The organism is Pseudoalteromonas sp. S3178, from assembly GCF_005886985.1.
GTDB classification, from domain to species: Bacteria; Pseudomonadota; Gammaproteobacteria; order Enterobacterales; family Alteromonadaceae; genus Pseudoalteromonas; species Pseudoalteromonas carrageenovora.
On record NZ_PNCW01000062.1, the window covers coordinates 102,842 to 118,422 of the forward strand.

Consider the following 15,581-nt stretch of genomic DNA (forward strand, 5'->3'; position numbering starts at 1 on the left):
CCTTGGGTGATGTATTGAGGAATTTGTTTTTCCCTAATAAGCAGGCCATTATTTTTGCAACAAAAGGCGTTATTGCTATGGCAATGTCGTTAAGTGTTGCTATGTACCTTAACCTCGATAGGCCTTATTGGGCATTAGTTTCAGCCATATTTTTACAGCTGCGCCCAGAAAGCGGTTTAGTTGTAGAAAAAGCAATTTGCCAAATTGTGGGCACTATTATTGGTGGCTTATTTGGTATATTGCTGCTTACTCAGCTTATGCCTTACCCTTATTTAGCGCTTGGGACTTTAGCATTGTGGCTAGGGTTAAACTCAGCACTTTCGGCAATGGTTCGCCAAGCTAATTTTGTTTATGCTTTTGCTATGGCGGCGGTAACAGCTGAAATTATTGTCCTTTTGGTAATGGCAAACCCAACCACTGTAAGCAGCCACGCAGTATTTGATATCGCACAATCACGCATGAGCGAAATAGTCGTTGGCTCTATTTGCGCGGGGCTTGTGAGTCATTTGTTTTGGCCTGTAAAAGTTAAAGAAACATTACAAGTTCAAGCTCGCGCCGTTATTAATCAAACATTAAATTATTTAGTTACCGAAATAGATAAAAAGTGCACTCACGAAAAACGCCATCAAAAAATAGATACAATAATGGCAACTCTTGGCGCTATAAATGAGGATTCAAGCGCGGTAAGGTACGAAGGGCCCAAAGGACCCGGGCGCGCTCGTGCTGCAAACCAAGTCTCTCAAAAAGTACTTTCTTTACTTGCGCTAATTCAAATTTTTGGTCGCTTGCAGCGAAGTCACACTGAGTTGATCACACCCGATTTAACAACGCTTATGCATAATATGAGTGATGTTTTATGCAATATTGCCAAATCAAACAGTTTTCAATATTGCGCAGATGAGGTAAAGGCCTATAGAAAACGCTTAACAGCGCTTAAGGCGAATAATCAAACCGACTCCCCATTCGAATCGCATATGTTGTCGCTAGCCCTAGAAATTGCCTCTGAGTTAACCATATTACTCAAAGCATATAAAGCACTAGAAGAGCGAGACCAAAGCCTATTAAATGCCCCTAGCATGCTGACCTATCGTGATCCTTTAGCGGGAATGTTTGTAGGACTTAGAACTAGCTTAGTATTTATTATTGGTGCATTTGTTTGGGTAAGTACAGGCTCATCAGCTGCATTAATGATTATGATTTTACCAGTTATTTTTTCAATCATGTTGGCGCGCATACCTCTTGCCATGTTAAAGGTCGTTTTAAAGCGCTTATTAATAGGTATTGCTGTTGCCTCATTTGTCACTGTTTTTTATGCGCTTAATTTACTTTCACAAAGTGGTGGGCAGCTAGAGATTTTAATTTTGGTACTAGCGGGGCCTTACTTTTTAGGTTTACTGCTACTGGCAGATAGAGCGACTTTGCCGTATGGTTTAGGGTTTTGTATTCCGTTTACTATTTTAGTGCGGCCAAGTACTGATATGAGTTTGGCGTTTTCTATCGATTATACTTTAAGCGCAGCAATGGCTATTTTTGCGGGTGTGAGTATTTTGTATTGGGTATTTCACTTAATTACTGGACCGAGTGTACGTTTACTTGTTCACCGAGTGTTTAAAACAACGCATCAAGACTTATTACATATCCATCAACAGCGCATGCCTGCTATTTGGTATAACCGCAGAATGTCAGATCGTTTACTGCGTTTGACTAATTACGATCAAGGCTCTCATACGCGTGCGATCACTGACTTAGCGTTAACCGCTTTAAACATAGGACACGCATCTATTCGCTTGCAATCTATTTGTACACAGCTTGCGGGCAAAGACTTAAAGCAACTTATTAGTTGGCAACACGCCCTTGCCGATGCTTTTTTATTGGCAACAAAAGGTAAAAGTAGCGATGAGTTTAAAAACAAATCAGACGCTTTATACACAGAGCTAGTAGATGCTTCAGGCGAAACAAATCAGGTTGAAGCAATTAAAGGCATGTTTATGCGTATTAATCTCACTTTTGAGCGTAGCGCTAAAAAAATAGCGGAAGCATAATCGGTGTTTTCATGTTTTTGAAGTTCAGATGTGTTTGTTAAATCTGTTATACTGCGGGGATAAATTTATGGGGCTGCTATGATTTCAAAAAACCAACTCAAACTTATTCGCCAACTTGGTCAAAAAAAGTACCGAAAGCAATATAATCAATACCTTGTGCAAGGTGAAAAAAACGTACTTGAGTTGTTAAACAGCCCATTAAAAGCGGTTGATATATTTGCTACACAGGCGTTTATTAACACTTATCAAAGCCAATATCCTCATGCCCAATTAACTGAGGCTCAAGAAGAGCAACTTACTAAAGCAAGTACGCTGGTAAGTAATAATGCCGCAATTGCTATTGTTAATATGCCAATTGCAGCGCTCCCAAAAAGTAATGGGTTAATACTTGCCCTTGATGGCGTATCAGATCCGGGCAATTTAGGCACTATTATTAGAGTTGCTGATTGGTACGGCATTAAGCATATTGTAACGAGTACCGACAGCGCCGATGCTTACAACCCTAAAACGATTAGTGCCACTATGGGCTCGTTTGTAAGAGTATCTGTAAGCCAAGTTGAATTACCTGAATATTTACAAACTTTAAACTTGCCAATATATGGCGCGTTTTTAGATGGGCAAAGTGTGCATAAAACACAATTTAGTGGTGAAGGTGTTTTGCTTATGGGCAGTGAATCGCATGGAATACGCGAGGAATGTGCAAAACTAGTGAGCAACAAAATAACCATACCTGCTTTTGGCGGTGCAGAGTCACTTAATGTAGCAATGGCCACCGGTATTATTTTAGATAACTTTAAACGCCAAGCTTAACTTTTTAACTATTTATGAGTTAAATTGTTTGTAATTAATAACAATAATAATCGGTAATAACAATAAGATGCGCTTAAGCACTATCAAATTAGCGGGCTTTAAATCGTTTGTAGAGCCCACTAAAATTCCATTTCCTGATCAAATGACGTGTGTTGTTGGCCCTAATGGCTGCGGCAAATCTAACGTTATTGATGCAGTGCGATGGGTGCTTGGTGAAAGCTCTGCTAAAAACTTACGTGGCGATGCCATGACCGATGTCATTTTTAATGGCTCAACTAATCGTAAACCTATCTCGCAAGCCTCTGTAGAGCTTATTTTTGATAATACCCAAGGTGATATCCCCAATACTTTTGCCGATCGTAATCAAATTGCAATTAAACGTTTAGTCACTCGTGACGGGCAATCGCTGTATTTTTTAAACGGTAGCAAATGTCGTAAGCGCGATATTACCGATATATTTTTAGGCACAGGGCTTGGGCCGCGAAGCTATGCGATTATTGAGCAAGGGATGATCTCGCGCTTAATAGAAAGTAAACCGCAAGAGCTGCGCGTATTTTTAGAAGAAGCCGCCGGTGTGTCTAAATACAAAGAGCGCCGCCGCGAAACCCAAACACGTATTAAAAGTACCCGCGAAAACCTAGAGCGATTACTTGATGTGCGCAAAGAGCTGCAAACTCAGCTTGATAAACTTGCTGTGCAATCGGTTGATGCTAAAAAATACCGAGAGCTCAAGGCGCAAGAGCGCACTTTAAAAGGTCAAATTGCTGTTTTAAAATGGCAAAAGCTGCATCAACAACAGCTCGAAAAAAGCACACAAATTAAAAAGCTGAATGAGCAAATAACGTTTTTTAAAACGGCGCACTCAGGGCACGATGACGTACTTGCAAGCCTAGAGGGGCAAGTTCAAGCACAACAAGATAAATTAAGCGACGCGCAGCATCAGCAACACGTTACTCACACTGAGTTGACTCGTGCTGAGCAGCAACAAATAAATATTAAACAACAAACACAAACGCTTAAACAAAATCGTGTAAAGCTAGAGCTACGTCAATCGCAAAGCTTAGAACTTAAATTACAGCAGCAAGGTGTATGTGAACAACTCGCAATTACCTTACAAGAGGCCACAGAACAAAGCTTAATGTGCACCGAGCAAGTTGATGAATTGACTCAAACATTAGAGTTATTAGCTGATGAAAAGCTGCAAACTACGCGTGTGTGGCAAGCTTTAAATGAGCAGCAGCTTGAACATAATAGCAAAGCGCAATTGCAGCAAAGTACGATTAATCAAAGCGTTCAAGCACGTGAGCATGTAAGTAATCAGCTAAGCCAAGTACAACAGCAAATTAATGAACTTAAAAGTAGCGATATAGAGCAGCAGCTAGTTGAGCAAACACAAAAGCGCCAAGCCCTCACTCAAGAACTTGCCAGTAAGCAAACTACTCAGTCGCATTGCAGTGCTGAACTTGCAGAGCAGACTAATTTAGTTGCGCAAGCACAAAAGCAGCTTGAAGATAACTTACAGCACCTTAACGAGCTAAAAGCCAGTATAGCTGGTTTGACGAGTAGCCTTGGACTTGAAGATAAAAATGCTCAGAGCCAAAATTTATTTAAACAATTAGTGGTTAAAGAAGGGTTTGAGCACGTAATTGAACAAGCCTTGCAGTCACTTGAGCATTTACATGTAACTAAACAGCAAAGTAATAACAGTGTTTGGCAAAGTAATAAAGCTGCGCCAAAAAACAGCTTAGCTGCATTTATTAATAAGGGTGTTTACCCTGATTTACTAACACGCATTGCTTATAGCGAAGTCGCCGATTTAACACTGCTAAAAGATGATTTTTATATTGCTGTGATGGATAGAACAGGTGCGCTTCATGCTCGAAATTGGCATGTTAGCGCCGATAAAAACGCCGATAACTCTCAGCTTTTAAAGCATAAACAGCTAAAAGAAAAAACAATACAATTAAATGCTTCACAACAAGCGCTGCATAACATACAACAGCAGTTTGACGATTGCAAAGCCCAGCAAACACAGCAAAGTAATGAATTAAACGAGCTTAAAGAGGCTATACATCAACTTGCACAAAATATTGCCATAGCCACAACGCGTAGCGACATGCTTAAAGAGCAGGTTGCTCAGCACTTACAACAATTAGAAAAATTTGAACAGCAAAAGCTGACATTAACAACTGAGCACACGCAGTTATTAAAAACGTGCGATGAACAAGTGCAAGTGCTTGAAGTAATTAAAGAGCAGCAGCTTAATTTAACTGATGATTTAGCAAATGCAAATAATGCTCGAATACAAAGTGAGTCGCAGTATAGCCAAGCTGTAACCACGCTTGAGCAATATAAAACGCAAGCGCATCAAAGTAGTTTATACGAACAAAAAATACAAAGTGAATGGCAACTAAGCCAAACTAAACTTAACCATGCAAAGCAAGAGCATAAAAGTGCAAGTGAAGGCGCTAAAGAGTTACTTGAGGAAATAGAAGAGCTCCTCATTCCAGAGCAAGAACTCACAGATAAAATTGCAAGCTTGCTTGAGCAACACAAGCAAGGTGAGCAGGTGCTAATATCGCTTCAAAGTAAACTTGCTCAAGCTAAAGAAAGTTTAAATACAAAGCAAGCGAGCCTTAAGAATTCACAAGGTGAGCTGGTGGGTTTACAAGAGCAGCATCAAAAACTCACCATTGAAGAACAAAGCCTACTTATCAAAGCACAAGCAGCGCTTGAGCCATTAGACGAGCTAAAACAAAACTTAAAGCACATACTCGAAGCATTACCTGACTCTTTAAGTTTAAGTGCCGCGCAAAACCAGTTAACGGGAATAACTAATCAGCTTGAAAAATTAGGCGCCGTAAATTTAGCAGCAATAGAAGAGTTTGATCTTGCAAAGCAGCGTAGTGAATACCTAGATAACCAATTAGATGATTTAACCAAAGCGCTAAATACTCTCGAAGGTGCCATTCGTAAAATAGATATTGAGACAAAAACACGCTTTAAAGCTACCTTTAATCAAGTTAACGAAGACTTTGCAGAGCTATTTCCAAAAGTATTTGGTGGCGGGAGTGCATATTTAGAGTTAACCAGTGACGATTTACTCGAAAGTGGTGTTAGTATAATGGCACGACCACCCGGCAAGAAAAATTCAACAATTCATTTGTTAAGTGGTGGAGAAAAAGCGCTGACCGCATTATCATTAGTGTTTTCTATATTCAGGCTCAATCCAGCTCCATTCTGTATGCTGGACGAGGTAGATGCACCGCTTGATGATGCCAATGTGGTTCGTTTTTGCCGTTTGGTTGAAGAAATGTCACAATCAGTGCAGTTTATTTATATTAGTCACAATAAAATTGCGATGGAAATGGCAGGGCGATTAACTGGCGTTACTATGGCAGAGCCAGGCGTTTCACGAATGGTAGCAGTAGATATAGAACAAGCAGTGCAACTTGCACACACATAATATTTTAATTTAAGCGTATTAGTATTTTACTAATGCACAGGTTTAGGCATATCAAATAATAAAAGGTGAGGGGATGGCCGAAGAACTAAGATGGGTTTTAATCGTGATCAGTGTATTTGTCATAGGTGGCTTATTAGTACACGGTTTATGGTCAGTTAGAAAAAAAGACAGCCCAGAAGTACCTGCTAGCGAGCGGGTAGAACCAATGCAAGAGACTCCATCTCATACACCGGCCGCACAGCCAAAAGAGCCAGAAGTTACCCAGCGCGATGAGCCGCAATTTGGTGAGCTTAACTTTGATGCTAACGAGCCTCAAATGGATACAAGTGTTCCAGAAATTCCAATTGAAGATGATTTGGAAATTGTGCAAGAGCCAGAAGCCCAGCCACAAAGCGAAGAAACTGCGCCAGTTGAGATGTCTGACTTTGTAATTGTGCATATACAAATGCCAGAAGGATTAACTATGCAGGGCAGTAAATTATTGCCAGCAGTGAACACTTTAGGCTTTAAGTATTCAGAAGAAGGTTTTTTTAATCGTCATATTGACCCAGCAGGCCAAGGACCAGTGTTATTCAGACTGGTAAATATGTACAACCCAGGCACGTTTGATATAGACAATATGGAACAATTTAGCACAGCGGGTGTGAGCTTATTTATGACTCTGCCTTGCGAAGGCGATGGGCTTGCAGCGTTTAATATGTTGCACAGCGCGGCTAAAAAAATTGCTGATGAGTTTGGCGCACAAATTTTAGATGCCGAGCGTGAAGAAATGAGTGTTGACCGTGTTCGTCAATATGTTGAGCAGGTTCGTGCATTTTCTGCGTAATTAATACGCATACATTATTTTTTATTAAGCCACTTAACTAAAAGTGGCTTTTTTTATGTTTTTTGAGGTTTAAATGTCTAGCAGCATTAGTGAGCAAGTTAATCATCTTCGTAGTACTTTAGAGCAGCACAACTACAATTATTATGTGCTTGATACCCCAAGCATTCCAGATGCTGAATACGATAGGCTATTACGCGAACTCAGTGCACTTGAAACCCAGCACCCAGAATTTTTAACACCCGATTCGCCAACTCAAAAAGTGGGCGGGGCAGCTTTGAGTAAATTTGAACAAGTTGCTCACCAAGTGCCTATGTTATCGCTCGATAATGCTTTTAGCGAAGAAGAGTTCAGTGCGTTTAATCGCCGTATAAAAGAGCGTTTAATGAGTACAGGCGAGCTTACTTTTTGCTGTGAACCAAAACTAGATGGCTTAGCAGTCTCTATCATTTACCGTGATGGTGTATTAGTGCAAGCAGCAACGCGAGGGGATGGATTTACCGGTGAAAACATTACCCAAAATGTAAAAACAATTCGTAATGTACCACTAAAGCTGCGTGGCGATTATCCTGCAGAGCTTGAAGTGCGCGGCGAAGTATTTATGGATAGTGCTGGCTTTGATAAATTAAATACTGAAGCGCAAAAACGCGGCGATAAAGTGTTTGTAAATCCACGTAATGCCGCAGCTGGAAGCTTGCGCCAGCTTGATTCAAAAATTACCGCTAAACGCCCGTTGATGTTTTATGCGTACAGTACAGGTTTGGTTGCCGATGGCAGCATCCCTGAGGATCACTACCAGCAATTGGCTAAATTAACCGATTGGGGATTACCACTTTGCCCAGAAACTAAATTGGTAGAAGGCACTCAAGCGGCACTTGAATATTATAGCGATATTTTAACGCGCCGTGGCGAGCTTAAATATGAAATTGATGGCGTAGTAATTAAAATAAACGAAAAAGCCTTACAAGAGCGCCTAGGGTTTGTAGCACGAGCTCCGCGCTGGGCTATTGCGTATAAATTTCCGGCGCAAGAAGAGGTTACTCAATTACTCGATGTAGAGTTTCAGGTTGGTCGTACTGGTGCAATAACACCGGTTGCCCGTTTAGAACCCGTATTTGTTGGCGGTGTTACGGTCTCAAATGCCACGCTTCATAATGGTGATGAAATTGCCCGTTTAGGTGTAAAAGTTGGGGATACCGTTATTATTCGCCGTGCTGGCGATGTAATTCCACAAATTACACAAGTAGTGCTTGAGCGCCGACCTGACGATGCTCGCGATATTGAGTTTCCTAAAACGTGCCCAATTTGTGACTCCCACGTAGAAAAAGTGGAAGGTGAAGCTGTAGCCCGTTGTACTGGGGGCCTTGTATGCCCGGCACAGCGCAAACAGGCTATTAAGCACTTTGCCTCACGCAAAGCGCTAGATGTTGACGGCTTAGGCGATAAAATAGTTGATCAATTGGTCGATAGAGAGCTGGTTAAAACGCCCGCAGATTTGTTTATTTTGAAACAAGGCCATTTTGAATCGCTTGAACGTATGGGTCCTAAATCGGCTAAAAATTTAGTAGGTGCGCTTGAGGATGCAAAAGCCACTACGCTTGCTAAATTTTTATACTCTTTAGGCATTAGAGAAGTAGGTGAAGCGACTGCACAAAACTTAGCTAATCACTTTTTAACCCTTGAAAATGTAACAAATGCCAGCATAGATAGTTTAACGCAAGTAAGTGATGTAGGCGCTATTGTAGCAACCCATGTTCGTGGCTTTTTTGATGAGCAACATAATGTTGATGTAGTTAATGCGTTGATAGAGCAAGGTATTAATTGGCCTGCGCTTAGTGCACCATCAAAAGATGAGCAACCTTTGGCTGATTTAACGTATGTACTTACGGGGACATTAAATACATTAAATCGAAATGACGCAAAAGCTCGTTTACAGCAACTAGGTGCAAAAGTGGCTGGCAGTGTGTCGGCTAAAACAGATGCCTTAGTGGCAGGTGAAAAAGCAGGCTCAAAACTTACCAAAGCACAGGACCTAGGTATTGAAATACTTAGCGAAGAAGATTTAATTGCCTTGTTTGAAAAATATAACGGTTAGGATAAAAAATAATGAGCCGATATGGGCCAGAGTACTGGGACAAATACGGGAGTTACCGTACGCCCATTGCATTTCATTTAAGTGTGCTGGTATTACTGCGCTCATATTTTATTTGGGTGATTGCGGCCCTTAGCCGCAGACCAGAACTTGATTTAATGTCGTTATTCTTTAAAACCAAAAATGATTTTTTTATTGCTATTACTATTGGTGCCATTGCGATTGTACCTACGGTATTGTTTTGTTTGCGCCGGCCAAGAGATTCACACAGCGCGAGTGAAAAATTAGCAAAAGTATGGCGCCATATGCGCTGGCCACTTATTTTGTGCGCTGTGATTGATTTAGCGTGGCTTAGTATACAGGCGGCCCATAGCCATTATCGGTTTTCGCTATTTTTAGCGGTACAAATGGTTATTGTTTTGTGGGTACTTTGGTACTTGGCTAAAAGCCGGTATTTAACCGTGTTTTTTAACGATTGGCCTGAGCCCACAGAAAAAGCAGCTGAAGAAAAAAAATTAATTACAAAGGATTGAAATGGACGCTGTAAATAAAAAAATAGCGATGGTGGTGTCGGTCATCGCATTGGTGCTTTTAGTACTTGCGTTGATCACTAATCTTAGTGAGTACATGTGGTTTAAGTTTTTATTTGGTGTGTGGCTTTTTGTACTTTGTTCTAGTTTTTATAGGTTAACGACGTTATTTAAATCGAGAAATCGATTAGATAATTTTATTCAACGCGATGCACAGCATCTTATGTTGTTTAGCCTAACAGGCTTTTTTGATAAAAAGCACGGCCCGCATTGGTTGGTTATTAGTAATATTGAACGTGTTGAAAGTAAAAGTGATGAGCTAATAATACACAGCAGTAATGATCGTCAGCTAAGCGTGAGCCTACCGGCGCAAAGTACTGAGCTAGATGCATTTGTTAAACGTATACTTACAGAATCTGAGAAGCAAACAATACATTTTGAATAAATCAAAGCAGGTGATAGTGTGCTTAAAACGCTTTGATTTACTTTAGTTTACCTCTACCTTAATTAGGCTAACACCCTAATGCTATTTAATTATTTATGAGGCTGTTATGTTGAAATGGAACGATGTTATTAATTTTGCTAACAATGGCAATCCAACACCCCCTAAAAAGGTTGTGAAAAGCGACGAGCAATGGCGAGAGCTCCTTAGTGAAGACCAATACTATGTTACTCGTAAAAAAGGCACTGAACGTCCTCATAGCTCTCAAAGTTGCACATTATTAGAGCCAGGCAAATATGCATGCGTATGTTGTGATAACTTATTATTTGATGCGGATGAAAAGTTTGATAGCGGTACAGGTTGGCCTTCGTTTACTCAACCAGCCACTATTGAAGCAATAGGGTACGTGAGTGATTCAAGCCATGGTATGCAGCGTGTAGAAGTGGTTTGCAATGTGTGCGATGCGCACTTAGGACACATATTTCCTGATGGACCTCAGCCTACTGGTTTACGTTATTGCGTAAATGCCGCAGCAATGAAAAAGCTATAAAAGCTATTTGTCTGGATTTTGAATGTCGAGCTTCATTTCTTTGGCCATATGCAAAATTTTATCTAATCTTTGCGCTTGATCGGTAGGTAGTGATGATTTACTCAAAAGGGCGTAGCATTTTTTGGCGATAGCCAAGTTAAAAGTGCCGCCTTTTTGTTTGGCTGAATCAAACAAGCACTGTAATAAATTAAGCGCAATGCTAGGATTACGTGGCATAACTCTAAATGCTTGTGTAAACGCTTCTAACGCCATATTTAACTGACCTTTGTTGAACTGACTAACCGCATGGTTGTTAAGTTCTTTAGGGCCCATTTTAATATCTCTACGTTCACTTTGCTGTTGTTGAATATAACGCAGATAAGTAGTGTCGCTTACAGTTGGGTGGCGCTCGCAATGGCTAATAATTTGAGTAAACAAAGTTTGTGCTTTTTGGTGAAAACCAAGCTCATGAAATGCTTTTGCTTTATCAAGCGCTCCATCTACTGAGCGAATATGTGAGTCGTTTTCATCCAGTTGCTCTATTAGTTTTTTAGCTTTTTGATGTTCATCTTTTAAATAATGTAGGCGAGCATTTAATACATCAATTTGTGCTTGATTAGTGTTATTAGGAAATTGTTGTTTTAAGTCGTTAATATATTTATTAGTTTGACGAGAAATTCGCTGAATTTGATCTGTTTGATCAGTCGTTAACGCAAAGTCGATACCTGCACGAGCCGCATTTAGGTAAATGTCGGGGTTGTCGTGTATTGAATGTTTTGCATAACTGGCGATTTCTTTTTGCGTTAAATAGCTCTTTTCGTAGTCGTGATTAATCAACGATACATTACTTAACGACTTCTGACGGGAAATATTTCGAGGAGCGATATCAACTGCTTGACTTAAAAATTCCTGTGCTAATTCAAATTGACTAAGTTTTATTTCTAAACGCCCCAGTAAGTCGAGCGCAACTAAGCGTGTTTCATGGCGTTCCAGCATAGTTTTTAACATACGCTGCGCTAGAATATGTTCATTATTTGCAATTAACGCTTCTACTAAACCAACTTTAGCCCAAGCAAACTTTTGTATATCAAGCACTGATTTAAAAAAGTCTTTTGCATCTTCGTTTCTTTTTAAGCGAAGTAGGGCATCTCCTTTTAAGCGAAGCAATATTGGGCTGTAGCTATTATTTTTATCAAGCGCAGAATCTATATACTTTACTGCTTTAGAATCGTTACCATCGTCAATAAACGTATAGACGGTTTGTAAGTCATGTTTACGTTTAAGAATTCGCTCTATACGCGTTTTAAGTTCTTGTACGGTGAAAGGTTTTACTAAAAAGTCGTCGGGCTGCAGCTCTAAAACACTATGGACAAGTGACCCGCTGGTTTCTGCAGATATAAAAATAAAACCCGTTGAGTTTTTAATTAGTTGTTTAACACGTAGCTCTTCGTAAAGCTGATAACCATCTTGTTGTTTGCTTAAATTAAACGAACACACTATTAAATCAAATTGTTCACTTAAACACTGCTCTTTTGCCGAAGTTGCATGATCAGCAAAACGCAGCTGCCGAAAGCCAAGCCTTTCTAACGACTGTTTCATATAGCTTTGAGCAAGTGGCTGCTCTTCAACTATTAATATTTTTGCTTTTGAGTAGATCTTAGTTGGCATTGGTTTAAGTGTGATTGTATTTAACACAGACTATAATCAACAGTTTAGCTGCTTACAAGAGAATTTAGATATTAGACGAGGTTATTAGAAGATTAATTTATATTCATACGTTTAGCTGTCTTTATATTATTTAGACTAATTGTATTTGATGTCAGTGGTTGCTAGACATTATTTAGAATAAAAGTGAGAGGTTAAATATCATCACAAGAGTTTAGATAGTATAGAAGTAGTTATATGTGTGGGTGATTACATGGTTTGAATCATTAACTCTGGGCATTGCTCATAAAGGGTGGGGATATTTTTTCAACTGAGTTGATTGCCTAAATTGAATCTTATGCGGTAAAAATTGGTTTTTTTATAAAAAGATATTTTTAGGAAATTTTAAATTATGTGCACTGAAGTGTTTATATGTGGTGGGTGATACTGGACTTGAACCAGTGACCCTCGCCTTGTAAGGGCGATGCTCTCCCAACTGAGCTAATCACCCACATATAATAGGTATGACTTTTATTAAGATTATCAATTAATCGCTTAATATAATTTGGTGGGTGATACTGGACTTGAACCAGTGACCCTCGCCTTGTAAGGGCGATGCTCTCCCAACTGAGCTAATCACCCAAATTATATATTTAATATGATGCACCATTCTAAGAATGGTGGGTCGTACTGGACTTGAACCAGTGACCCTCGCCTTGTAAGGGCGATGCTCTCCCAACTGAGCTAACGACCCATATTAAATTTAAACGCGACTATTGATATAATAATAGGTTTATATGTGGTGGGTGATACTGGACTTGAACCAGTGACCCTCGCCTTGTAAGGGCGATGCTCTCCCAACTGAGCTAATCACCCACATATAAGATTAAACGCTACTATTAAATAAATAGTACTGGACTTTAACCAGTGAACCTCGCCGTTACTTGTAAATAGCGGTGATGCTCTCTTTTTCTAACTAAGCTAACGGCCCATTTAGATTTTGTAATATGCACCACTCTAAGAATGGTGGGTCGTACTGGACTTGAACCAGTGACCCTCGCCTTGTAAGGGCGATGCTCTCCCAACTGAGCTAACGACCCATATTACAATTTAAAACGTGACTATTAATATAATGATAGGTTTTATATGTGGTGGGTGATACTGGACTTGAACCAGTGACCCTCGCCTTGTAAGGGCGATGCTCTCCCAACTGAGCTAATCACCCACATATAAATTAAACGCTACTATTAAAAATAGTACTGGACTTTAACCAGTGAACCTCGCCGTTACTTGTAGATAGCGGTGATGCTCTCTTTTTCTAAACTGAGCTAACAACTCATATAGAAATTAGATGTGAACACTTATAAAAAGTGGTGGGTGATACTGGACTTGAACCAGTGACCCTCGCCTTGTAAGGGCGATGCTCTCCCAACTGAGCTAATCACCCACATCTAAACAACCTCACATTGCTGCGTTGTTGTGGGGCGCTATTATAGATAGAGTTGGAAATGTGTCAACACTTGAATGATAAAAATGTACTGAATGAAGGTTTTATAAACAATGAGATATGAGTTGCGTCTATTTTACCAGCAATTTCACAGTGGCCGTTCAAATAAACAGCAATAGGCACTGGTGAAATGAGGTATTACTTTACAAGCGACAATTATTTTTTAATGCATTAGGCGTGTTTTGTTAAAAACTCTATAGTTTATACAAGTTATAGTTTTGATCATTAGTCGAGAACAAATGGTGCTGGTAGGTTTAATAAGTACACGCCTCTTATATGAAATGGTTAAACACGTTTCAATTTAACTCTTTAAATAAACACGCCCTAAAGTTTTCTAATATTTTTATGTGTAGCTTGGGAGTATTTATCTTTAAAAGTTAAATTTTTAGTTGTGCTTGCTGTTTAGGCAAAACAGAAATTGTAAATTGTGTTTATTGTTAAAAAGCGGCATCACTTAATGAATGCCAGGTATGTGCCGCTCACATAAAATGTAATTAAGGGATAAAAGTAGGGCGTGGAAGTTTTACTAAATTTATTTGTTCTTACCCATATATGAAGCCTGAGAAACTTAAGCCTCGCCCAGCCAATAAATTGCCCTCTAGATAAAACAGATCTTAATTTTGGCTGCAAGTTTAAAAAAAATTAGCTTAAACTTAATTTGCATATAAATGTATACCTTTTATTTATAATACAACTTAAAAAGTTAATAGGGGTAGGGAGGTTTTAATTAAGGGCTTTAGGATTATGGTGTTATTATAAGCTCTCTATGAGAGATTTTGTCTAAATTGTGATTTTTAGCACGCTTGATAGCCAGTTTGTTGAAAATTAAACCATTTAAATAAAGCTAGGTAAAAAACTGTTGACTTTATTTTGGGTGGTGCATAGAATGCGCCCCGCACTAAGCGATACACGACGTGTTCATCACAGCGGGTATTGATTATGTTGGGGCCATAGCTCAGCTGGGAGAGCGCTTCGCTGGCAGTGAAGAGGTCTGCGGTTCGATCCCGCATGGCTCCACCAAAAAATAGTGTAATGTCCTAGGGTAGCAGTTTCCTGCGTCCCCATCGTCTAGAGGCCTAGGACACCGCCCTTTCACGGCGGTAACAGGGGTTCGAATCCCCTTGGGGACGCCATCTAGCTTTAAGTTAGAGGTGGTTTTACCAAGAGAATAGCGTAACAATTAAAGCTCGAGTCTTTATTTGTGGATTACGCATTACCTTAGCAACTCATGATATGAGTTTAACTTATCAAATGTCCTAGTGACACAGAAAATGTTTCTGAGAAGATAATGCCATTTGCCTCGCAGGCTCGGCGCATCTTACACAGAAATAGCAAATCAGTGATTTGCAAACCAATTTCTGCGTCCCCATCGTCTAGAGGCCTAGGACACCGCCCTTTCACGGCGGTAACAGGGGTTCGAATCCCCTTGGGGACGCCACTTACTATTTTAATAGTCAGTGCAGTGTTATTAAGAAAGCTCGCCTGAAACGAGTTAAACCATTCAGTTGTCCTAGTGACACATTTATGTGTCCCCATCGTCTAGAGGCCTAGGACACCGCCCTTTCACGGCGGTAACAGGGGTTCGAATCCCCTTGGGGACGCCACTTACTTATTTTAGGTAATGTATAAGCAGTGTGACACCACACTCTCTATGCACGACGTTATCAGAGTACTAATCTCTTTGAGGCGCCACTTA

General features: G+C 40.0%; 9 protein-coding genes and 11 tRNA genes. 12 read left to right on the forward strand and 8 right to left on the reverse strand.

What is annotated here, in order from left to right:
• Window positions 1–2 precede the first annotated feature (2 nt).
• From CWC11_RS16610 to msrB, 8 genes are all read left to right on the forward strand, one after another.
• Complete coding sequence (locus tag CWC11_RS16610) at window positions 3–2,042, forward strand: FUSC family protein (RefSeq protein WP_138683572.1); 2,040 nt, start codon at window positions 3–5, stop codon at window positions 2,040–2,042.
• 78 nt (window positions 2,043–2,120) lie between these two features.
• Window positions 2,121–2,852 (forward strand): RNA methyltransferase, encoded by a 732-nt coding sequence (locus tag CWC11_RS16615; RefSeq protein WP_138683573.1) that lies wholly within the window; start codon window positions 2,121–2,123, stop codon window positions 2,850–2,852.
• 67 nt (window positions 2,853–2,919) lie between these two features.
• Window positions 2,920–6,318: a chromosome segregation SMC family protein gene (locus CWC11_RS16620; RefSeq protein WP_138683574.1), complete on the forward strand. Its 3,399-nt coding sequence runs from the start codon at window positions 2,920–2,922 to the stop codon at window positions 6,316–6,318.
• A 73-nt stretch (window positions 6,319–6,391) separates the two neighbouring features.
• Entirely contained in the window at window positions 6,392–7,144 is a 753-nt protein-coding gene (gene zipA, locus CWC11_RS16625) for a cell division protein ZipA (RefSeq protein WP_104642330.1), read from the forward strand.
• Between the two features lie 73 nt (window positions 7,145–7,217).
• Complete coding sequence (gene ligA / locus CWC11_RS16630) at window positions 7,218–9,236, forward strand: NAD-dependent DNA ligase LigA (RefSeq protein ID WP_138683575.1); 2,019 nt, start codon at window positions 7,218–7,220, stop codon at window positions 9,234–9,236.
• An 11-nt stretch (window positions 9,237–9,247) separates the two neighbouring features.
• The gene (locus CWC11_RS16635; protein ID WP_138683576.1) at window positions 9,248–9,766 is read left to right on the forward strand and encodes a DUF2919 domain-containing protein; all 519 of its coding nucleotides are present in this window, start codon (window positions 9,248–9,250) and stop codon (window positions 9,764–9,766) included.
• A 1-nt stretch (window position 9,767) separates the two neighbouring features.
• On the forward strand, window positions 9,768–10,208 hold the full coding sequence (locus tag CWC11_RS16640) for a hypothetical protein (RefSeq protein ID WP_138683577.1): 441 nt from the start codon (window positions 9,768–9,770) through the stop codon (window positions 10,206–10,208).
• 106 nt (window positions 10,209–10,314) lie between these two features.
• Window positions 10,315–10,755 carry a peptide-methionine (R)-S-oxide reductase MsrB gene (gene msrB, locus CWC11_RS16645; protein ID WP_138683578.1) on the forward strand — a complete coding sequence of 147 codons (441 nt, stop codon included), beginning with the start codon at window positions 10,315–10,317 and terminating at the stop codon, window positions 10,753–10,755.
• 3 nt (window positions 10,756–10,758) lie between these two features.
• Here the strand turns inward: msrB and CWC11_RS16650 are convergent, their stop codons facing one another.
• The 8 genes from CWC11_RS16650 to CWC11_RS16685 form a co-directional block, all read right to left on the reverse strand.
• Window positions 10,759–12,402 carry a tetratricopeptide repeat-containing response regulator gene (locus tag CWC11_RS16650; protein WP_138683593.1) on the reverse strand — a complete coding sequence of 548 codons (1,644 nt, stop codon included), beginning with the start codon at window positions 12,400–12,402 and terminating at the stop codon, window positions 10,759–10,761.
• Between the two features lie 411 nt (window positions 12,403–12,813).
• Window positions 12,814–12,889, reverse strand: a tRNA-Val gene (locus tag CWC11_RS16655).
• A 55-nt stretch (window positions 12,890–12,944) separates the two neighbouring features.
• Window positions 12,945–13,020, reverse strand: a tRNA-Val gene (locus tag CWC11_RS16660).
• A 36-nt stretch (window positions 13,021–13,056) separates the two neighbouring features.
• Window positions 13,057–13,132, reverse strand: a tRNA-Val gene (locus tag CWC11_RS16665).
• Window positions 13,133–13,178: 46 nt separating this feature from the next.
• Window positions 13,179–13,254: transfer RNA gene (locus CWC11_RS16670), tRNA-Val, on the reverse strand.
• A 148-nt stretch (window positions 13,255–13,402) separates the two neighbouring features.
• Window positions 13,403–13,478 (reverse strand) — tRNA-Val (locus CWC11_RS16675).
• A gap of 49 nt (window positions 13,479–13,527) precedes the next feature.
• A tRNA-Val gene (locus CWC11_RS16680) sits at window positions 13,528–13,603 on the reverse strand.
• 146 nt (window positions 13,604–13,749) lie between these two features.
• Window positions 13,750–13,825, reverse strand: a tRNA-Val gene (locus CWC11_RS16685).
• A gap of 1,004 nt (window positions 13,826–14,829) precedes the next feature.
• Here CWC11_RS16685 and CWC11_RS16690 point away from each other — a divergent pair.
• The 4 genes from CWC11_RS16690 to CWC11_RS16705 all read left to right on the forward strand — a co-directional run bounded on the left by CWC11_RS16690 (window position 14,830) and on the right by CWC11_RS16705 (window position 15,489).
• Window positions 14,830–14,905, forward strand: a tRNA-Ala gene (locus tag CWC11_RS16690).
• Between the two features lie 37 nt (window positions 14,906–14,942).
• Window positions 14,943–15,018 (forward strand) — tRNA-Glu (locus CWC11_RS16695).
• Window positions 15,019–15,247: 229 nt separating this feature from the next.
• Window positions 15,248–15,323 (forward strand) — tRNA-Glu (locus CWC11_RS16700).
• A 90-nt stretch (window positions 15,324–15,413) separates the two neighbouring features.
• Window positions 15,414–15,489 (forward strand) — tRNA-Glu (locus CWC11_RS16705).
• Window positions 15,490–15,581 lie beyond the last annotated feature (92 nt).

Coding starts and splice junctions, on each gene's coding strand:
- CWC11_RS16615 (WP_138683573.1), top strand. CDS start 2,121: ATGATTTCAAAAAACCAACTCAAACTTATTCGCCAACTTGGTCAAAAA.
- CWC11_RS16620 (WP_138683574.1), top strand. CDS start 2,920: ATGCGCTTAAGCACTATCAAATTAGCGGGCTTTAAATCGTTTGTAGAG.
- zipA (WP_104642330.1), top strand. CDS start 6,392: ATGGCCGAAGAACTAAGATGGGTTTTAATCGTGATCAGTGTATTTGTC.
- ligA (WP_138683575.1), top strand. CDS start 7,218: ATGTCTAGCAGCATTAGTGAGCAAGTTAATCATCTTCGTAGTACTTTA.
- CWC11_RS16635 (WP_138683576.1), top strand. CDS start 9,248: ATGAGCCGATATGGGCCAGAGTACTGGGACAAATACGGGAGTTACCGT.
- CWC11_RS16640 (WP_138683577.1), top strand. CDS start 9,768: ATGGACGCTGTAAATAAAAAAATAGCGATGGTGGTGTCGGTCATCGCA.
- msrB (WP_138683578.1), top strand. CDS start 10,315: ATGTTGAAATGGAACGATGTTATTAATTTTGCTAACAATGGCAATCCA.
- CWC11_RS16650 (WP_138683593.1), bottom strand. CDS start 12,402: ATGCCAACTAAGATCTACTCAAAAGCAAAAATATTAATAGTTGAAGAG.